The sequence below is a fragment of the Nocardia macrotermitis genome (assembly GCF_009604405.1).
Classification (GTDB): domain Bacteria; phylum Actinomycetota; class Actinomycetes; order Mycobacteriales; family Mycobacteriaceae; genus Nocardia; species Nocardia macrotermitis.
Map to the genome: position 1 here is coordinate 287,051 of NZ_WEGK01000011.1, position 18,907 is coordinate 305,957.

Consider the following 18,907-nt stretch of genomic DNA (forward strand, 5'->3'; position numbering starts at 1 on the left):
GTGACGATCATGAGCGACCACGCCTACCATCACGGCAATCTGCGGTCGGTGCTGCTCGCCGAGGCGGAGCGAACGCTCCGGGACGAAGGCATCGATCAGTTGTCGCTGCGTGAACTCGCGCGGCGGGCGGGGGTGAGCAGCGCCGCGCCGCGGCGCCACTTCCCGGACCGCCAAGCGCTGCTGGACGCACTGGCCGGAGTGGGATTCGATCGCCTCGCCGAGGAACTCGCCGCCGCGATTGATCGCGGCGGCGACGACTATCCCGCGCGACTGCGGGCGGCGGCGATCGCCTACATTCGCTTCGCGACCCGTGACGGTGCCCTGATGGATCTGATGTTCGCCGCCAAAACCCGTGCGGGACACTCCATTCCGGAGGAAGGCCCGACGCGTCTGTTCACCACCACCGGTGAGTTGATCGCCGAGGGCCGGCGCGTCGGCGCTCTCCCGCCCGGCGATCTCGATCGGCTGCGCCTGCTGCTGATCGCCACATTGCAGGGCATCGCCACCCTGATCACGTCGGGCAGGGCTCCGGCCGAACTGGCCGATCCGCTCGCCACCGATGCTGTCGATCTATTTCTGCGCGAGCATCGCTGACGCTGGATATTCCGCTACCCGGCTCGGCTTTCGCGCTGGATCCTGCTGTTCGGCGCACTCGTAGGAGCGGTGGTGATGGAACGGTTGGAGCGGGAGTGGTGGCGATGGAGTGAGTTGGGTGCTCGGGTGGAATCTTCGCGCTGAATCCTGCTGGTCGATGTACTCGCGGGCGCGGCGATGATCGGCCGAATTGGGGTGCATGAGGTGGGAATCCTTGCGGTCGGGCTCACTTCGAATCGATGCGGCCCAGCGGCTCCGGGGTTGCTGTGAGGCTGCTCGGGCGGCGGGCCAGGCGGTGTCGTCGAGTCCCAGTGTGGTGCGCAGGTATGCCAGCGTGGTTCGTTGGACGAGTGCGACTCGTTCGGGGCTTTCGTCGGTGGTTCGGGTGTCGTGAGCGCCGTGGACGCCGCCGAGACCGTGTTCCGCGCCGAAAAGGGTGAGCAGGTCGGTGGCTCCCGGTGCGAGGTGGTAGCCGTCGGTGAACCAGTCCGGACCGCGCACGGTCAGCGGGGAGTGGTCGTGATCTCCAGCGACGATCAGGCACGGCGTCTTCATGTTGTCGAAATTCGGGCTCATGAACGGAAAGTGTTCGGCGGCCATCGGTGACAGGTCCGCGCCGCCGGTGCCGGGCAGGCTCAGCAGCACCGCCGCGCCGACTCGCGGGTCGGCCATACTCTCGCCGGGCGTGCCGTTGTCCAGGAGTCGCGCGCCCGCCAGCGTGCTCGCGGTCTGCGCGCCCCACGAGTGTCCGGCGACCGCGATGTGCTCGCGGTCGATCCGCCCGCTCAGTCCGGGCACTCCCGCTTCGACCGCGTCGAGCTGGTCGAGGATGCCGGTCAGGTCGTCGATCCGGATGCGCCAGATGTGCGGGGCGCGTGGGTCGTCCGATGCGAGGCCGAGAGAGTCGAGATGGGTGGGCTGTACGACGACGAAACCGTGGGCGGCCCAGAAGCGGGTCAGTGGCGCGTAGTCGTCCATGTCCAGGGTTGCGCCGTGCGAGAAGACGACGAGCGGCAGGTCGCGGCCGGTGGTCGGCGCGCTCACGCGTATCGGCAGGTCCTGGCCGCGGGTGGGGGCCGTCAGTGCGATGGGGGCGACCGAGACGACGGGTGCCGGTGTTGTCGCGATGTCGTTCATGAGAGCGGGGTCCTTGTCTCGGGGAAGGGAGAGGCCGGAATCGCCGGTCTGGCAGAATAAATTCCGGAGCGGCGCTCCGAATTGAAAATATACGGAGCGTTGCTCCGCTTGGCAACCTGGGAGGTGTCCGCACATGTCATCGGCTGACGAAGAGGCCGGGGCCGGTCGGCGCAAGCGTTCCGACGCGCGCCGGAACGCGCAGATCGTGCTGGATGCCGCCGCGACCGTCTTCGCGCGCGCGGGTGTGGACGCTCCGGTACGGGACATCGCCGCAGAAGCGGGCGTCGGAATGGGGACCGTCTATCGGCATTTCCCGACCCGGCCGGACCTGGTGGTGGCGGTATTCCGGCATCAGGTCGACGGGCTCGCCGCCGAGACCGTCGCCGCACAGGCTCCGGAAGAGGCGCTGCGGTCATGGGTGGCGCGGTTCACGGACTTCCTGGTGACCAAACACGGTCTGGCCGAGGCGCTGCATTCCGATCAGGCCGGGTTCGAGAGTTTGCACGCCGAATTCGTCGACCGGTTGGTACCGGTGCTCGGCGAATTGCTACAGGCGGGCGTCGATGCCGGACGATTCCGGGCCGACGTGCGTCCGCTGGATCTGATGATCTCCATCGGCAATCTGTGCATCGGAGCCGGGACGTTTCCCGACTACCGTGCGCGTCACATGGTCGATGTACTCCTCGCGGGCCTCTCGGTGCAGCCCGGCGGCGGCGAGGACTGAAATGCTGGGCTGGTCAGTTTGGGTACGCCTGCCGCGCCGCGACGTGCGTTGTATGCCTGGCGCGCCGTGGCGTGCGTTGTGTACCTGCCGTGCCGTGACGTGCGTTGTGTACCCGCCGCACCGTTACGTGCGATGCGCACCCACTCGGGGGCCGGAGGCGATTCAGCCCTGCTGTTCGTCCAGGTGCGCGCGCACGAAATCGACCACGGCATCGGAGAATTCGTCGTTGACGTCACTCGCGGCGGTGTGTGCGGCGGCCTTGATCTCGACGTATTCCAGCTGCGGCACCAGCGCGCGGAAATCCTCGACACCCTGTTCACTCACCACGTCGGACAGGCGGCCGCGCACCAGGAGCACCGGAATCGTCAGTTCGCGGGCGGCGTTCTCCAGCGCGACGGTGTGCGCCTCGATGTCCTCGACCTTGCCCGACATCATCGCCGGATCCCAGTGCCAGTACCAGCGGCCGTCCTCGCGCAGCCGCAGGTTGCGGCGCAGGCCGTCCGGGTTGCGCGGGCGGGTGCGGTGCGGCAGATATTCCGCGACGGCGTCGGCGGCCTCGTCCAGGGTCGCGAAACCGTCCTGATGTCCGCCGAGGAAGTTCAGCACCCGCTCGACGCCCTCGTGTTCCGGCCGCGGCACCACATCGACCATGACCAGTCCGGCGATGCGCTCGCTGCCGGGCCGGTCGGTGGCCAGCAGCGCGGTCAGCCCGCCCATACTCGCGCCGACGACGATGGCGGGACGGTCCAGTTCGGCGAGGATGCCCAGCAGATCGGCGGTCATGGATTCGCGCGAGTAATCGCCGTCGGGGGCCCAGTCGCTCTCGCCGTGGCCGCGCGCGTCCAGCAGCAGCGCACGCAAACCGACCTTGGCCAGCGCGGCCCCGGAATCCTTCCAGGAATGCCGGGTCTGACCGCCGCCGTGCAGGAATACCGTCAGCGGCCCGCTCTCGGGTCCCCAACTCTCCCCGGCCAGGGTTATCCCACCCCGGCCCCGGAAACTCACACGGTGCGGCTCGCTGAATTCGGCATCGTTGCTCACACTTCGAGCATCGCACACTCCGATTTACGGCGTACGAAGATGGGTACTGTATACGCCACACCTCGCGAATCGGCCGCCGCCGTGTGAGGTTGCTCCCATCGCGCGGCAGCCGAGTCCGTTGCCTCGCCGACGCAATAACCGCGTATTTGCCCGACGATGGCCGCGGGCCGACCGAACCTCGATGTGAAGACGCTGGTCGAAGCCGTGCGGCCCATCGGCCCGGTGGGGCGCGCCACATCCGCGGACCGGCTGGTCGGGGCATCGATTGCCCGAGGGGTGCGGTGCGGCGGCGAACCCTCGCACTGCTAGGCTCTTTCCCCGAAAGACATCCTTTAACGGACCGTCCCGTGAGGCGGGGAAGGAGGTCGGCATGGCTGTGCCCGAAGAGAGTTCGGCCCGGTCGAATGCCGCCGAATATTCGCAGCGGCACGACCCGGAGTGGGTTCGGGCCGGGCGCGAGTTGCTGTCGGCGCAGGACGTCGGCCGGACCATCGCGCGCATGGCGCACCAGATCATCGAGAAGACCGCGCTGGATTCCTCCGATCCGACGATGCCCCGGGTCGTGTTGATCGGAATCCCCACGCGCGGAACGACTCTCGCCGAACGGCTGACCGAGCGCATCCACGAGTTCGCCGGGGTGCGCCCCGCGCTCGGCTCGCTGGACATCACGCTCTACCGCGACGATCTGCGCAATCGCCCGCACCGCCCGCTCGAACGCACCTCGGTCCCCGAGGGCGGCATCGACGACGCGCTCGTCGTCCTGGTCGACGACGTGCTGTTCTCCGGCCGCAGCGTGCGCTCGGCCCTGGACGGCCTGCGCGATCTGGGCCGCCCCCGCGCGGTGCAGCTGGCCGTGCTGATCGACCGCGGCCACCGCGAACTACCCATCCGCGCGGACTACGTGGGCAAGAACGTGCCGACTTCGCGCAGCGAGGACATCTCGGTGCTGTTGACCGAATACGACGGCCGGGACGGCGTCTACCTGCATCAGGAGGTTCAGGAGTGAGGACGTGCACCGGCTCGGCTCCGGAGGTGCGATCGTGAGGCATCTGCTGTCGGTGACCGATCTGGATCGCGGCGCGGCGACCGAACTCCTGGACGACGCCCAGCGTTTCGAGCAGGCGCTGCTCGGCCGCGAGGTCCGCAAGCTGCCGACCCTGCGCGGTCGCACCGTGATGACGGTCTTCTTCGAGAACTCCACTCGCACCCGGGTCTCGTTCGAGGTGGCGGGCAAGTGGATGAGCGCGGATGTGATCAACGTCAGCGCGTCGAGTTCCTCTGTCTCCAAGGGGGAATCGCTGCGCGACACCGCGCTGACCCTGCACGCCGCGGGCGCGGACGCGCTGATCGTGCGGCATCCCGCCTCGGGCGCGGCCCATCAGATCGCCCGCTGGTTCGGCGAGATGGACAGCGGCGCAGGCGGATTCGCCGGTCCGGGTCCGGCGGTGATCAACGCCGGGGACGGTATGCACGAACACCCGACCCAGGCACTGCTGGACGCGCTGACCCTGCGCCAGCGCCTCGGCTCGCTCGACGGTAAGCGGGTGGTGATCGTCGGCGACATCCTGCACAGCCGGGTCGCCCGCTCGAACGCCTTCCTGCTGAGCATCCTCGGCGCGGAGGTGGTGCTGGTCGCACCGCGCACGCTGCTGCCGGTCGGGGTGGAGCAGTGGCCGGTGCGCATCTCCGATTCGCTCGACGCCGAACTGCCCGGCGCGGACGCGGTGATGATGCTGCGGGTGCAGGCCGAACGGATGAACGGCGGTTTCTTCCCGTCCGCGCGCGAGTACTCGGTGCGGTACGGGCTGAACGAGCGGCGCATGGCGCTGCTGGACGAGGACGCGGTGGTGCTGCATCCGGGGCCGATGCTGCGCGGTATGGAGATCGCGCCGCGGGTCGCGGATTCCCCGAAAGCCGCTGTGCTGCAACAGGTCACCAATGGCGTGCACATGCGCATGGCGGTGCTGTTCCGCCTGCTGGTCGGAGTGGGTGAGCCCGCGTGAGCGAAGAGATGGGAGCCCGATGAACGACGTCCTGATCCGGAATGTGCGCCTCTACGGCGCGGGCGACGCGGTCGACGTGCGCCTGGGCGAGGGCGAGATCCGCGAGATCGGCCCGTCCCTGGACGCCGGTGACGCCGAGATCCTCGACGGCGCGGGCAAATACCTGCTGCCGGGTTTCGTGGACCTGCACACGCATCTGCGCGAACCGGGCCGCGAGGACACAGAGACCATCGAATCCGGTTCCGCCGCAGCGGCTCTGGGCGGTTACACGGCCGTGTTCGCGATGGCCAATACGACACCGGTCGCCGATTCGGTCGTGGTCACCGACCATGTGTGGCGACGCGGGCGCGAGATCGGCCTGGTGGACGTCTACCCGGTCGGCGCGGTGACCGTCGGCCTGGCCGGTAAGCAACTCGCCGAGATGGGCACCATGGCCGCCGGTGAGGCGCGGGTGCGGATGTTCTCCGACGACGGGCACTGCGTGTACGACCCGCTGATCATGCGTCGCGCACTGGAGTACGCGAACTCGCTGGGCGTGCTGATCGCCCAGCACGCCGAGGAGCCCCGGCTCACCCAGGGCGCGGTCGCGCACGAGGGCCCCAATGCCGCCCGGCTCGGGCTGGCCGGTTGGCCGCGCGCGGCCGAGGAGTCGATCGTGGCCCGCGACGCGCTGCTGGCCCGCGACGCCGGCGCCCGCGTGCACATCTGCCACGCCTCCACCGCCGGAACCGTCGAGCTGGTGAAATGGGCCAAGGGACAGGGGATTTCGATCACCGCCGAGGTCACCCCGCATCACCTGCTGCTGGACGATTCGCGGCTGGAGACCTACGACGCGGTCAACAAGGTGAATCCGCCGCTGCGTGAGGCCTCCGACGCCGAGGCGCTGCGCACCGCCCTCGCCGAGGGCGTGATCGACTGTGTGGCAACCGATCACGCGCCGCACGCCGAACAGGACAAGTGCTGCGAATTCGCCGCCGCCCGGCCCGGCATGCTGGGGCTCGAGACCGCGCTGTCGGTCATCGTGCAGACGATGGTCGCGCCCGGCCTGCTGGACTGGCGCGGTGTGGCCCGGGTGATGAGCGAGAACCCGGCGCGGATCGCGGGCCTGGACGATCAGGGCCGCCCGATCGCGGTCGGCGAACCGGCGAATCTGGTGCTGATCGACCCGGATTCGACCTGGACGGTGCACGGGCGCGAGCTCGCCAGCATCTCCGAGAACACGCCCTTCGAGTCGATGACCCTGCCCGCGCGGGTGAGTGCCACCATCCTGCGCGGCCGGATCACCGCTCGGGACGGCAAACCCGAACCGCGCGACGAGATCACGGGAGCGTTCTGATGGAACGGACATTGCAGGTCGTCCTGCTGCTCATCCTGTTCTGCCTGTGCCTGTGGCTGATGTACCGGGCGTGGCAGAAGAAGGCGCGGCGGCAGGCCGAGGCGGTCGGAGAACTGCCGCCGGTGCCCGCCGAACTGGGCGCGCAACTGCTGGAGCCGACGACGGGCCTGTACACCGGCACGACGCTCGCGCCCAGCTGGCAGAACCGGATCGCGGTGGGGGACTTGGGCTTTCGAGCCCAGGCCGAGCTGACCCGATTCGAACACGGGATCCTGCTCGAACGCGACGGGGCCGAGGTGCTGTGGATTCCGCAGGAGTCCATCACCGCGGTGCGCACCGAACGCGGGCACGCGGGCAAGGTGATGACACAAGATGGTGTGCTGGTAATTCGCTGGAAGCTGCCGACGGGTACCGAGGTGGACACCGGTTTCCGCGGCGACGACAAGACGGTGTATCCGGCGTGGGTCGCCGGTGCGACCGGCACGAAGACGGGAGAAGAGACGACGTGACCGGGCAGAGCGCGATGATGGTGCTCGAGGACGGGCGGGTTTTCCGCGGTTCGTCCTTCGGCGCCGAGGGGCAGACCCTGGGTGAGGCGGTGTTCTGCACCGCGATGACGGGCTATCAGGAGACCCTGACCGATCCGAGCTACCACCGCCAGATCGTGGTGGCCACGGCCCCGCAGATCGGCAACACGGGCTGGAACGACGAGGACGACGAGTCCAAGCAGATCTGGGTGGCCGGATACGCGGTGCGCGACCCCGCGCGCCGGGCCTCGAACTGGCGCGCCACCACCACGTTGCAGGACGAGCTGGTCCGGCAGGACGTGGTCGGCATCGCCGGTATCGACACCCGCGCGCTGGTGCGGCACCTGCGCACCCGCGGCTCGATGAAGGCCGGAATCTTCTCCGGCGCAGCCGCCGACGCCTCGGTCGAGGAACTGCTGGCCCGCGTGACCGGCCAGCCCTCGATGCTGGGCGCGGATCTGGCCGAGGAGGTCAGCACCGATCGGCTGTACACGATCGAACCGACCGGTGACGCCCGATTCACCGTTGTCGCAGTCGATCTCGGCATCAAGACCAACACCCCGCGGATGTTCGCCGAGCGCGGCATGCGGGTGCACGTGGTGCCCTCGAACGTGACGCTGGACCAGATCAAGGAGCTGAACCCGGACGGGGTGTTCCTGTCCAACGGCCCCGGCGACCCGGCCACCCAGGACGACGCCGTCGCCCTCACCAAAGGCATTCTGGGCGAAGGGCTTCCGCTCTTCGGCATCTGCTTCGGCAACCAGATCCTCGGGCGCGCGCTGGGTTTGCGGACCTACAAGATGAAGTTCGGTCACCGCGGCATCAACGTGCCCGTGGTCGACCACCAGACCGGGCAGGTCTCGATCACCGCGCAGAACCACGGGTTCGCGCTGGAAGGTGAAGCGGGACAACGCTTCGACACCCTCTTCGGCGCCGCCGAGGTCAGCCACACCTGCGCCAACGACGGCACGGTGGAGGGCGTGCGGCTGGTGGACGGCCGCGCCTTCTCGGTGCAGTACCACCCCGAGGCCGCCGCCGGGCCGCACGACGCCGCGTATCTCTTCGACCGTTTCGCCGGTCTGATGGAAGGAGCCTGATGCCTCGTCGCGAGGATCTACGCCACATCCTGGTGATCGGCTCGGGCCCGATCGTGATCGGCCAGGCCTGCGAATTCGACTACTCCGGCACCCAGGCGTGCCGGGTGCTGCGGTCCGAGGGGCTGCGGGTGTCGCTGGTGAACTCGAACCCGGCCACGATCATGACCGATCCGGAATTCGCCGACTCCACCTACGTCGAGCCGATCACCCCCGAATTCGTCGAGAAGGTCATCGAGAAGGAACGCCCCGACGCGATCCTGGCGACCCTGGGCGGGCAGACCGCGCTCAATACCGCTGTGGCACTGCACGAACGGGGTGTGCTGGCCAAGTACAACGTCGAGATGATCGGCGCGGACTTCGACGCCATCCAGCGCGGTGAGGACCGGCAGAAGTTCAAGGACATCGTCGCCAAGGTCGGCGGCGAGAGCGCCCGCTCCAAGGTCTGCTACACCATGGACGAGGTTCGCGAAACCGTTGCGGAGCTTGGCTTTCCGGTGGTCGTGCGGCCGTCGTTCACCATGGGCGGGCTCGGTTCGGGCATGGCCTACGACGACGACGATCTGGACCGCATCGCCGGTGGCGGCCTGGCCGCCTCGCCCACGGCCAACGTGCTGATCGAGGAATCCATCCTGGGCTGGAAGGAATTCGAGCTCGAGCTGATGCGTGACCGCCGCGACAACGTGGTGATCGTCTGCTCGATCGAGAACGTCGACCCGATGGGCGTGCACACCGGCGACTCGATGACCGTCGCCCCGGCCATGACGCTCACCGACCGCGAGTACCAGAAGATGCGCGATCTGGGCATCGCGATCCTGCGCGAGGTCGGCGTCGACACCGGCGGCTGCAACATCCAGTTCGCGGTGGACCCCGCCGACGGTCGCCTGATCGTGATCGAGATGAACCCGCGGGTGTCGCGTTCGTCCGCATTGGCTTCCAAGGCAACGGGTTTCCCGATCGCGAAGATCGCCGCGAAGCTGGCCATCGGCTACACGCTGGACGAGATCGTCAACGACATCACCAAGGAAACTCCGGCCTGTTTCGAGCCCACGCTCGACTACGTGGTCGTGAAGGCGCCGCGGTTCGCGTTCGAGAAGTTCCCGGGTGCGGACCCGACGCTGACCACGACCATGAAGTCGGTCGGCGAGGCGATGTCGTTGGGCCGCAACTTCTCCGAGGCGCTGGGCAAGGTGCTGCGGTCGCTGGAGACCAAGGTCGCGGGCTTCTGGACCGACGGCGACGGCGAGTGGACGGACGTGCAGGCGATCCTGGACGACCTGAAGGTGCCCACCGAGGGCCGGATCTACCAGGTCGAGCGCGCGCTGCGGCTGGGCGCGAGCATCGAGGACGTCGCGGCGGCCTCGGGTGTGGACCCGTGGTTCGTGGCGGAGGTCGCGGGCCTGGTCGAGTTGCGTCAGGAGATCATCGACGCGCCCGTGCTGGACGAACCGCTGCTGCGCACGGCCAAGCACTACGGCCTGTCCGATCGTCAGATCGCCGCGCTGCGACCGGAACTCGCCGGTGAGGGCGGGGTGCGGGAGCTGCGGCATCGGCTGCACATCCGCCCGGTGTTCAAGACCGTCGACACCTGCGCCGCCGAGTTCGAGGCCAAGACCCCGTACCACTACTCGGCCTACGAGCTGGATCCGGCCGCGGAGTCCGAGGTGGCCCCGCAGCGCGAGCGCGAGAAGGTCATCATCCTGGGTTCGGGCCCGAACCGCATCGGTCAGGGCATCGAGTTCGATTACTCGTGTGTGCATGCGGCACAGACGCTTTCGGCCGCCGGGTACGAGACCATCATGGTCAACTGCAACCCGGAGACGGTGTCGACCGACTACGACACCGCCGACCGGCTCTACTTCGAGCCGCTCACCTTCGAGGACGTGCTCGAGGTCTACCACGCGGAAACCGAATCCGGCACCGTCGCGGGCGTCATCTGCCAGCTCGGCGGCCAGACTCCGCTGAGCCTGGCGCAGCGGCTGACCGACGCGGGCGTGCCCGTGGTCGGCACCTCGGCCGCGGCCATCGACCTGGCCGAGGATCGCGGTGAATTCGGCGAGGTGCTGACCGCGGCCGGGCTGCCCGCGCCCAAGTACGGCACCGCGACCACCTTCCCGCAGGCGAAGAAGATCGCCGCCGCCATCGGTTATCCGGTGCTGGTGCGCCCGTCGTATGTGCTGGGCGGACGGGGTATGGAGATCGTCTACGACGAGAGATCGTTGGCGGACTACATCTCTCGCGCCACCGAGATCACCCCGGATCACCCGGTGCTGGTCGACCGGTTCCTCGAGGACGCCATCGAGATCGACGTCGACGCCCTGTGTGACGGCGAGGAGGTCTACCTCGGCGGCGTCATGGAGCACATCGAGGAGGCCGGTATCCACTCCGGTGACTCGGCGTGCGCGCTGCCGCCGATCACGTTGGGGCGCAGCGATATCGAGGCCGTGCGTCGCTCGACCGTCGCGCTGGCCCAGGGGATCGGCGTGCGGGGCCTGCTGAACGTGCAGTACGCGCTCAAGGACGACGTGCTGTACGTTCTCGAGGCGAATCCGCGCGCGAGCCGCACGGTGCCGTTCGTGTCCAAGGCCACCGCGGTGCCGCTGGCCAAGGCCGCGGCGCGAATCGCGTTGGGCGCCACCATCGCCGGGCTGCGCAAGGAGGGGCTGCTGCCTGCCGAGGGCGACGGCGGCTACGCGCCGATCGAGGCTCCGGTCGCGGTGAAGGAAGCCGTACTGCCCTTCCACCGGTTCCGCCGCCCGGACGGCACCGGCATCGACTCGCTGCTCTCGCCGGAGATGAAGTCCACCGGCGAGGTCATGGGTATCGACGCGGATTTCGGCACCGCCTTCGCCAAATCACAGAGCGCGGCCTACGGCTCGCTGCCGACCGAGGGCACCGCGTTCGTTTCGATCGCGAATCGGGACAAGCGCGCCATGGTGTTCCCGGTCAAGCGCCTGCACGATCTGGGCTTCCGCATCCTGGCCACCGACGGGACCGCGGAGATGTTGCGGCGCAACGGAATTCCCTGCGAGCGGGTGCGCAAGCAGTCCGATCCGGCGTTCGTCGGCGAGGTCGGCGGCAGCGCCGGGGAGCTCGACGGGCCCTCGATCGTCGACCAGATCAAGGACGGCGAAATCGATATCGTGTTCAACACCCCGTACGGTAATTCCGGACCTCGAGTCGACGGCTACGAGATCCGCACCGCCGCCGTGGGCGCGAACATCCCGTGTATCACGACGGTGCAGGGTGCGGCCGCTGCCGTCCAGGGCATCGAGGCGACAATCAATGGTGGGATCGGTGTGCGATCCCTCCAGGAGCTGCACGCCGTCCTCCGGGGCGGCGCGAGCGGCTGATCCACAGGTGGTATCGGGCGTGCTCTCCTGACGCCCGGGATCACCGCTACCGAGCACAGCTGAGAGAGGAACGAAGACGGTGGGAGCCATGGGTTTTGGTGCGGGACCCCGGCCGGGGACGCCGCGTCGGCGGCGGACCGGTCTCGGCGAGGTACGGGTGCCGGGCGGTGATATCCGGGTGATGCGCAACGTCGGCGGGTACAGCACCGTCGGCTTCCGCACCAATCCGCCGATCGATCGGTCCCGCGCGGCCGAACCCGCGGAGCAGTCGGACTTCGAGCGCGAGCTCGAGGCCATCGACCGCGAGCTGGCCGCCGCGGAACGCGATCTGGCCGCCAAGGGGGCGCTGGCGCCGACACGTGAGCCCGCCGCGGCCGGTTCGGCGGCGGAGCCGCGGTGAAGCCGTTCGGTGTCCGGCTGCGCGATGCGATGGGCCGGCACGGTCCGGTGTGTGTCGGCATCGACCCGCATCCGCAACTGCTGCGGGCATGGGAGCTGACCGAGGACGTCGAGGGACTCAAGCGGTTCGCCGACGCCTGCGTGGACGCCTTCGCCGGTCGGGTCGCGCTGGTCAAGCCGCAGGTGGCGTTCTTCGAGTGCTACGGCTCGGGCGGCGTCGTCGTGCTGGAGGACACCATCGCGGCGCTGCGCGAGGCGGACACGCTGGTGGTCGCCGACGCCAAACGCGGCGATATCGGTTCCACCATGGCCGCCTACGCGCAGGCCTGGCTGACCGACGGGCCGCTGGGCAGTGACGCGCTGACCGTCTCCCCGTATCTGGGATTCGGTTCGCTCGCACCGGCATTGGAACTGGCCGCGGCGAACAACCGCGGCCTGTTCGTGCTCGCGGCCACCTCCAATCCCGAAGGCGCGCAGGTGCAACTGGCGCGGGCCGCCGAGGGGCGCAGTGTCGCGCAGACCATGGTCGACGAGGCCGCGTCCCGTAACGCGGGCGCGGAATTCGGCTCGGTCGGTGTCGTGGTCGGGGCCACCCTGACCCAGGCCCCGGATCTGAGCAACCTCAACGGCCCGATCCTGATGCCCGGCGTCGGGGCGCAGGGTGGGGGAGCGGATTCGATCCGTGCCCTGGTGCCCGCGCAGAGCTTGGGGGCCGTGGTGCCCAACGTCTCGCGGGAGGTGCTCGGCGAGGGGCCTTCGGTCGCGGCCCTGCGGACCCGGGTGACCCAGCTCGCCGACGAATTCGCTTTTTTGCAGAGCTGATTCGCTTCTCGGGGAGAGCCGGTTCGCCTTCCGGCGAGAGTCCGACCCGCTTTCTGCCGAGGGCTGATCTGCTTTTCGCTGAGAGCGGATTCACGTGCGGCGGCGAGGCAGTCGCCACAACCGGATGGAACGGACCGGTCGCCCAACAGACAGGGCGACCGGTCCGTTTCCTGTTGCGGGCCCGCTGTGCCCCCGGATACGGGCATTGGACGAGGAATCGCCGCGATGGGCTTTACGCCGTCAGGATCGCGTTCGGGCGGCGCTGCGGGGGCGTTCTGCGGCAATCCGGTCCGCGTGCCGCGGGCTCGGACCCGATGTGCCGGGCGTGTGCTCACTCGATACCCCATGCGTCGGCTGTTGATGCGACACGCTGGGCGAAAATATGCGACACGCGGAGAAATTCCAGAAAATTCCTGGTCGGGCGATAACGGCACGGTTACGAGTTGTCCGGTCCGTTCGCCCGGTACCGCGGGTACCCGATATTTAGTGAAGAACGTGCTGGTCAGAGGGCTGTTGGTGATTTGCCCGCAGGTCGTCGCGACCTCGCCCGGGATCCTCGCCGGACCCCGCTCGAACGGCCCGTCGACTGCCCGAATCACGCGCTGACCTGGGGGGTGGGTTCGCAATCGGCAGGCCGCGTGGGTACGGTCGCTGAGACCGCCGGGTTACCGGGGGTAGATCATGCAATGAACGATGAGACGGAGGAACCGTGGCCCTTCCCCAGCTGACTGACGAGCAGCGCGCCGCTGCTTTGGAGAAGGCGGCTGCCGCTCGCCGCGCTCGGGCAGAGCTCAAGGAGCGCCTGAAGCGTGGCGGCACCGACCTGAAGACGGTCTTGAAGGATGCCGAGACCGACGAGGTCCTGGGCAAGATGAAGGTGTCCGCACTGCTCGAGGCCCTGCCGAAGGTTGGCAAGGTCAAGGCGGCGGAGATCATGACCGAACTGGAGATCGCCCCGACCCGCCGTCTGCGCGGCCTGGGCGACCGTCAGCGCAAGGCGCTGCTGGCGAAGTTCGACTTCGAAGCCTGATCCGAGGGTGGTCGAGCACACGAAGATGGGTCGACTGGTAGTACTGGTCGGCCCCTCGGCCGTCGGGAAGTCCACCGTGGTCCGCTGCGTCCGCGAGCGGCTACCGGAATTGGTATTCAGTGTGTCGGCCACCACCCGGGCCCCGCGGCCCGGGGAGGTCGACGGCCGGGATTACCGGTTCGTGACCAGGGCCGAATTCGACACCATGATCGACAAGGGGGAGATGCTGGAGTGGGCCGACATCCACGGCGGCCTGCAGCGGTCCGGAACGCCGGCCGCACCGGTCCGGGCGGCACTGGCCGCCGGTAAACCGGTTCTCGTGGAAGTGGATCTCGCGGGGGCGCGCTCGGTGCGTGCCGCGATGCCACAGGCGCTGCTGGTATTCCTGGCACCGCCGAGCTGGGAGGAGTTGGTCTCCCGGCTGACCTCCCGCGGCACCGAATCGCCGGAGGTGATCGAACGTCGATTGCTGACCGCGAAGACCGAGCTGGCCGCGTGTGACGAGTTCGACACAGTGATCGTGAACGACGAGGTGACTGCCGCCTGTGAGCAGTTGGTATCGTTGTTCGTTAGCACAAATTCGCTTTAGACCACTACCACAGACCCGCAGGAGCCTCACCAGTGAGCGACACCAAGACCGTGCCCGCGTACGACACCCCGGTCGGCCTGACCAACCCGCCGATCGACGAGCTGCTCGAGCGCACGTCGTCCAAGTATGCGCTGGTCATCTACGCGGCCAAGCGGGCGCGCCAGATCAACGACTACTACAACCAGCTCGGCGACGGCATCCTCGAGTACGTCGGCCCGCTGGTCGAGCCGGGCCTGCAGGAGAAGCCGCTGTCGGTGGCCATGCGGGAGATCCACTCCGACCTGCTCGAACACACCGAAGGCGAGTGACGAGCGCCGCCGAGGCACCGTGACCCGACGCACCGAAGAGGCATGACAGATGCGGATCGTTGTCGGCGTAGGCGGCGGGATCGCCGCCTACAAAGCCTGCTCGCTCGTTCGTAAGTTCACCGAGACCGGACATCACGTCCGGGTGATACCGACCGAGTCGGCGTTGCAGTTCGTCGGTAAGGCCACTTTCGAGGCCCTCTCGGGCAACCCGGTGCACACCGGCGTCTTCGCCGATGTGCCCGAGGTTCCGCACGTGCGGCTCGGCCAGGAGGCCGACCTGGTCGTCATCGCCCCCGCGACGGCCGATCTGATGGCGCGCGCCGCGATGGGCCGCGCCGACGATCTGCTCACCGCGACGCTGCTCACCGCGCGATGTCCGGTCGTCTTCGCCCCGGCCATGCACACCGAGATGTGGGAGCATCCGGCCACCCGGGCGAACGTGCGCACGCTGCGCGAACACGGCGCGGTCGTCATCGAGCCGGCCTCGGGGCGGCTCACCGGCGCCGACACCGGCGCCGGGCGGCTGCCCGAGGCCGAGGAGATCTTCGCGCTGGCCTCGCTGCTGCTCGAACGCGACGACGCGATTCCGCGCGATCTGGAAGGGCGTCGCGTCGTGGTGTCCGCGGGCGGCACCCGCGAACCGCTGGACCCGGTGCGTTTCCTGGGGAACCGCAGCTCGGGCAAACAGGGTTTCGCGTTGGCGCGCTTGGCCGCTCAGCGCGGCGCCCGGGTGACGCTGATCGCCGGAAACACCATCGGCCTGGACGCCCCGGCCTCGGTCGAGCTGGTGCACGTCACCACCGCCGAGCAGTTGCGCGTCGCGGTCGACAAGCACGCGACCGGCGCCGACGCGGTCATCATGGCCGCCGCGGTGGCCGATTTCCGTCCGGTCAACGTCGCGGCCGCGAAAATCAAAAAGGGTGCCGGGGAACCCAATTCGATCGAGCTGACGAAAACCGAAGACATTCTGGCGGGTCTGGTGCAGGCTCGCCGTGACGGCCGTCTGACCGGGACCGCGATCGTCGGATTCGCCGCCGAGACCGGCGACGAACACGGCGACGTTCTCACCTACGCGCGCGCGAAACTCAAGCGCAAAGGGTGTGATCTGCTGGTGGTGAACGCGGTCGGCGAGGGCAAGGCCTTCGAGGTCGACCACAACGACGGCTGGCTGCTGGGTGCCGACGGCACCGAGCAGGCCCTCGATCACGGATCGAAGGCACTGCTGGCCAGCCGGGTGCTGGATGCGCTCGGTCCGCTACTGCGCTGAGTAGTCGGCGGATTCGGCCTATCCTGCAAGAAGACGCTCGATGCGTGACGGCATCGGGTGCACGGTTTCACCGATCGCCAAAACGGGGCCCTGTGGAGGCGTTGTGGCTGGTGCGCGCGTTCTGACGGGCGTGCGCGAGACCCCACTGCGTCGGTGTTTTGGAATAGTGTGACGAGAAACCCGTTGAGGGAGAGGGAGAACTGTGGGCACCAGTGGCAGCCGCCTATTCACCAGTGAGTCCGTGACCGAGGGCCATCCGGACAAGATCTGTGACGCTATCAGCGATTCCGTTCTCGACGCCCTGCTCGCGCAGGATCCGCACAGCCGGGTGGCGGTCGAGACCTTGGTTACCACGGGTCAGGTGCACGTCGCCGGTGAGGTGACCACCGAGGCTTACGCGGACATCCCCACGATCGTGCGGGAGAAGGTCCTGGAGATCGGATACGACTCCTCGGCAAAGGGTTTCGACGGTGCGTCCTGCGGTGTGAACATCGCGATCGGTGCGCAGTCGCCCGATATCGCCCAGGGTGTCGACCATTCGCACGAGGCTCGCGTCGGTGGTTCCGACGACGAGATCGAGCGGCAGGGCGCCGGTGACCAGGGCCTGATGTTCGGGTACGCCACCAAGGAGACCCCCGAACTGATGCCGCTGCCGATCGCGTTGGCGCACCGCCTTTCCCGGCGGCTGACCGAGGTGCGCAAGTCGGGTGTGCTGCCGTATCTGCGCCCGGACGGCAAGACCCAGGTGACCATCGAATACGAGGGTGCGGTGCCGGTCCGGTTGGACACCGTGGTGCTGTCCACCCAGCATGCGGCCGATATCGATCTGGACAATCTGCTGGCTCCCGATATCCGCGAGAAGGTCGTCGAGGCGGTGCTGGGCGAGCTGGAGCTGCCCACCCCGCTGGACACCTCGGATTTCCGGCTGCTGGTGAACCCGACGGGCAAGTTCGTGCTCGGCGGGCCGATGGGTGATGCGGGTCTGACCGGCCGCAAGATCATCGTCGACACCTACGGCGGGATGGCGCGGCACGGTGGTGGCGCGTTCTCGGGTAAGGATCCGTCGAAGGTGGACCGGTCCGCGGCGTACGCGATGCGCTGGGTCGCCAAGAACGTGGTCGCGGCGGATCTGGCCGAGCGGGTCGAGGTGCAGGTCGCGTACGCGATCGGCAAGGCCGCGCCGGTGGGTCTGTTCGTCGAGACGTTCGGTACCGAGAAGGTCGATCCGACCGCGATCTCCGCGGCCATCGGCGAGGTCTTCGACCTGCGTCCCGGTGCGATCATCCGCGATCTGGATCTGCTGCGACCCATCTACGCGCCGACCGCCGCGTACGGCCACTTCGGCCGCACCGACATCGATCTGCCGTGGGAGCGCACCGATCGCGCCGACAAGTTGCGCGCCGCGGCGGGTCTGTAAGCCGTTGGAAGACTGCATCGGATGCGGTTCGGCACACCGTGAAATGTGGTGTGGCCGTTGGTTGTCCGTCGGAGGCCGCGTCGGACCGCGCGTGAGTTCGGTGCGCGCGGCCACCGGGCAGTAATTGGCCGAGGCCATGGTGCCCGCCGAGCCCGCCTCCGATGCGGCGGGTGTGGGCAGACGACGAGGCAAACGCAAGGAGGCGGCCGCGAACGACGCGGTCGTCTCCTTTCCCGTCGCCCGGGTGCTGCCGATGCTGGAACCGGCCCACCTCGATCGCGACTTCGACTATCTCGTTCCGCCCGAGCTGGACGAACTCGCACAACCGGGTGTGCGTGTGCGCGTACGTTTCTCGGGCCGCCTCATCGACGGCTACCTCCTGGAGCGCCTCGAACGCTCCGACCACACCGGCACCCTCATGCGCCTGGAACGGGTCGTCTCCGGTGAACGCGTCCTCACCCCGGAAATCCTCCGCCTGATCACTGCCGTCGCCGCCCGCTACGCAGGCACCCGCGCGGACGTCCTGCGCCTGGCGATTCCGCCACGTCACGCGAGAACCGAAGCGGGCCCGGCACGCCCGAAAAAAGGCAGTGCCACAGCGGAATCCGAACCGGACCCCACCGTCGAAACCACCGTCGCCGCCGATCCCGCGGTAGCACTCGACATCTCCGGCCCCACCGAGGGCACGGGCGTGAGTGCCGCATCCGCACGTCGAGAGTCGACGGATCAGGCGGAACAGTCCGCGCGTGTGGACAGGGGCATGGTCGCGGAATCCGAACATGAGGTTTGTGAAGCGGGGACGAGGCTGGATCCGCTCGCCGATGCCGATGCCGATGCCGATGCCGATGCCGATGCCGATGCCGATGGCGGTGCCGATGGCGGTGCCGATGGCGGTGCCGATGGCGGTGCCGATGGCGGTGCCGATGGCGGTGCCGATGGCGGTGCCGATGGCGGTGCCGATGGCGGTACCGGTGCTGGTGCCGATGGCGGTGCTGGTGCCGATGGCGGTGCTGGTGCCGATGGCGGTGCTGGTGCCGGTGCCGGTGCCGATGGTACTGCCGGTGCTGGTGCCGATGCCGATGGCAGTGCTGGTGCTGATGGCGGTGTTCGTGGCGATGGTTACGGTGGTGGTGATGGGGACGAGCGCGTCGTCGGTGGCCGGTCCGCGCGACTCGTCGGCCACACCGTCCTCCTGACTTCGGCTTTCGCGCACGGTCGCCGGTTTCGGCGTACTGCCGCATCTCGACGGTATCGGTGCGGCCCGCG

17 protein-coding genes and 1 pseudogene are annotated in these 18,907 nt (G+C 68.5%); 16 read left to right on the forward strand and 2 right to left on the reverse strand.

Translation table 11 applies throughout. The features are described 5' to 3' along the window. Positions 1-9 precede the first annotated feature (9 nt). Entirely contained in the window at positions 10-594 is a 585-nt protein-coding gene (locus tag NRB20_RS25050) for a TetR/AcrR family transcriptional regulator (RefSeq protein ID WP_153413116.1), read from the forward strand. A 226-nt stretch (positions 595-820) separates the two neighbouring features. Here the strand turns inward: NRB20_RS25050 and NRB20_RS25055 are convergent. After that, a pseudogene (locus NRB20_RS25055) lies at positions 821-1,731 on the reverse strand (alpha/beta hydrolase family protein). A 133-nt stretch (positions 1,732-1,864) separates the two neighbouring features. On the opposite strand from NRB20_RS25055, the gene NRB20_RS25060 reads away from it, so the two are divergent. After that, complete coding sequence (locus NRB20_RS25060; protein ID WP_153413118.1) at positions 1,865-2,455, forward strand: TetR/AcrR family transcriptional regulator; 591 nt, start codon at positions 1,865-1,867, stop codon at positions 2,453-2,455. Positions 2,456-2,617: 162 nt separating this feature from the next. Here NRB20_RS25060 and NRB20_RS25065 read toward each other — a convergent pair whose 3' ends face one another. After that, on the reverse strand, positions 2,618-3,496 hold the full coding sequence (locus NRB20_RS25065; RefSeq protein WP_319945363.1) for an alpha/beta fold hydrolase: 879 nt from the start codon (positions 3,494-3,496) through the stop codon (positions 2,618-2,620). Positions 3,497-3,866: 370 nt separating this feature from the next. On the opposite strand from NRB20_RS25065, the gene pyrR reads away from it, so the two are divergent. From pyrR to NRB20_RS38395, 14 genes are all read left to right on the forward strand, one after another. Continuing rightward, complete coding sequence (pyrR, locus tag NRB20_RS25070; RefSeq protein WP_153413120.1) at positions 3,867-4,502, forward strand: bifunctional pyr operon transcriptional regulator/uracil phosphoribosyltransferase PyrR; 636 nt, start codon at positions 3,867-3,869, stop codon at positions 4,500-4,502. Between the two features lie 34 nt (positions 4,503-4,536). Beyond that, the gene (locus NRB20_RS25075) at positions 4,537-5,499 is read left to right on the forward strand and encodes an aspartate carbamoyltransferase catalytic subunit (RefSeq protein ID WP_319945364.1); all 963 of its coding nucleotides are present in this window, start codon (positions 4,537-4,539) and stop codon (positions 5,497-5,499) included. Between the two features lie 19 nt (positions 5,500-5,518). Further along, positions 5,519-6,835, forward strand: coding sequence for a dihydroorotase (locus tag NRB20_RS25080; RefSeq protein WP_153413122.1), 1,317 nt, complete (start codon positions 5,519-5,521; stop codon positions 6,833-6,835). Beyond that, the gene (locus tag NRB20_RS25085) at positions 6,835-7,344 is read left to right on the forward strand and encodes a PH-like domain-containing protein (protein ID WP_153413124.1); all 510 of its coding nucleotides are present in this window, start codon (positions 6,835-6,837) and stop codon (positions 7,342-7,344) included. The genes NRB20_RS25080 and NRB20_RS25085 overlap by 1 nt, the downstream gene beginning before the upstream one ends. Positions 7,345-7,358: 14 nt before the next feature. Further along, positions 7,359-8,459 carry a glutamine-hydrolyzing carbamoyl-phosphate synthase small subunit gene (gene carA, locus NRB20_RS25090; protein ID WP_153413232.1) on the forward strand — a complete coding sequence of 367 codons (1,101 nt, stop codon included), beginning with the start codon at positions 7,359-7,361 and terminating at the stop codon, positions 8,457-8,459. Next, complete coding sequence (gene carB / locus NRB20_RS25095; RefSeq protein ID WP_153413126.1) at positions 8,459-11,809, forward strand: carbamoyl-phosphate synthase large subunit; 3,351 nt, start codon at positions 8,459-8,461, stop codon at positions 11,807-11,809. The genes carA and carB overlap by 1 nt, the downstream gene beginning before the upstream one ends. 88 nt (positions 11,810-11,897) lie before the next feature. Further along, positions 11,898-12,209 (forward strand): hypothetical protein, encoded by a 312-nt coding sequence (locus tag NRB20_RS25100; RefSeq protein ID WP_153413128.1) that lies wholly within the window; start codon positions 11,898-11,900, stop codon positions 12,207-12,209. Further along, entirely contained in the window at positions 12,206-13,030 is an 825-nt protein-coding gene (gene pyrF / locus NRB20_RS25105; RefSeq protein ID WP_319945365.1) for an orotidine-5'-phosphate decarboxylase, read from the forward strand. The genes NRB20_RS25100 and pyrF overlap by 4 nt, the downstream gene beginning before the upstream one ends. Before the next feature lie 709 nt (positions 13,031-13,739). Further along, positions 13,740-14,060, forward strand: coding sequence for an integration host factor, actinobacterial type (gene mihF / locus NRB20_RS25110; RefSeq protein ID WP_040824977.1), 321 nt, complete (start codon positions 13,740-13,742; stop codon positions 14,058-14,060). Positions 14,061-14,085: 25 nt separating this feature from the next. Next, positions 14,086-14,649 carry a guanylate kinase gene (gmk, locus tag NRB20_RS25115; RefSeq protein ID WP_153413130.1) on the forward strand — a complete coding sequence of 188 codons (564 nt, stop codon included), beginning with the start codon at positions 14,086-14,088 and terminating at the stop codon, positions 14,647-14,649. A 32-nt stretch (positions 14,650-14,681) separates the two neighbouring features. Beyond that, the gene (gene rpoZ, locus NRB20_RS25120; RefSeq protein ID WP_025350704.1) at positions 14,682-14,957 is read left to right on the forward strand and encodes a DNA-directed RNA polymerase subunit omega; all 276 of its coding nucleotides are present in this window, start codon (positions 14,682-14,684) and stop codon (positions 14,955-14,957) included. Between the two features lie 49 nt (positions 14,958-15,006). Beyond that, a complete protein-coding gene (coaBC, locus tag NRB20_RS25125) occupies positions 15,007-16,224 on the forward strand; it encodes a bifunctional phosphopantothenoylcysteine decarboxylase/phosphopantothenate--cysteine ligase CoaBC (protein WP_153413132.1) in 1,218 nt (405 codons plus the stop codon). A gap of 202 nt (positions 16,225-16,426) precedes the next feature. Beyond that, complete coding sequence (gene metK, locus NRB20_RS25130; protein ID WP_319945366.1) at positions 16,427-17,641, forward strand: methionine adenosyltransferase; 1,215 nt, start codon at positions 16,427-16,429, stop codon at positions 17,639-17,641. Between the two features lie 253 nt (positions 17,642-17,894). Then, the coding region (locus NRB20_RS38395; RefSeq protein ID WP_454786549.1) for a primosomal protein N' family DNA-binding protein at positions 17,895-18,907 on the forward strand (1,013 nt) is incomplete at its 3' end.

Bases quoted from the DNA above. Each gene is read 5' to 3' on its own strand.
- NRB20_RS25050 (WP_153413116.1), top strand. From the start codon at position 10: ATGAGCGACCACGCCTACCATCACGGCAATCTGCGGTCGGTGCTGCTC.
- NRB20_RS25060 (WP_153413118.1), top strand. From the start codon at position 1,865: ATGTCATCGGCTGACGAAGAGGCCGGGGCCGGTCGGCGCAAGCGTTCC.
- pyrR (WP_153413120.1), top strand. From the start codon at position 3,867: ATGGCTGTGCCCGAAGAGAGTTCGGCCCGGTCGAATGCCGCCGAATAT.
- NRB20_RS25080 (WP_153413122.1), top strand. From the start codon at position 5,519: ATGAACGACGTCCTGATCCGGAATGTGCGCCTCTACGGCGCGGGCGAC.
- NRB20_RS25085 (WP_153413124.1), top strand. From the start codon at position 6,835: ATGGAACGGACATTGCAGGTCGTCCTGCTGCTCATCCTGTTCTGCCTG.
- carA (WP_153413232.1), top strand. From the start codon at position 7,359: ATGATGGTGCTCGAGGACGGGCGGGTTTTCCGCGGTTCGTCCTTCGGC.
- carB (WP_153413126.1), top strand. From the start codon at position 8,459: ATGCCTCGTCGCGAGGATCTACGCCACATCCTGGTGATCGGCTCGGGC.
- NRB20_RS25100 (WP_153413128.1), top strand. From the start codon at position 11,898: ATGGGTTTTGGTGCGGGACCCCGGCCGGGGACGCCGCGTCGGCGGCGG.
- gmk (WP_153413130.1), top strand. From the start codon at position 14,086: ATGGGTCGACTGGTAGTACTGGTCGGCCCCTCGGCCGTCGGGAAGTCC.
- coaBC (WP_153413132.1), top strand. From the start codon at position 15,007: ATGCGGATCGTTGTCGGCGTAGGCGGCGGGATCGCCGCCTACAAAGCC.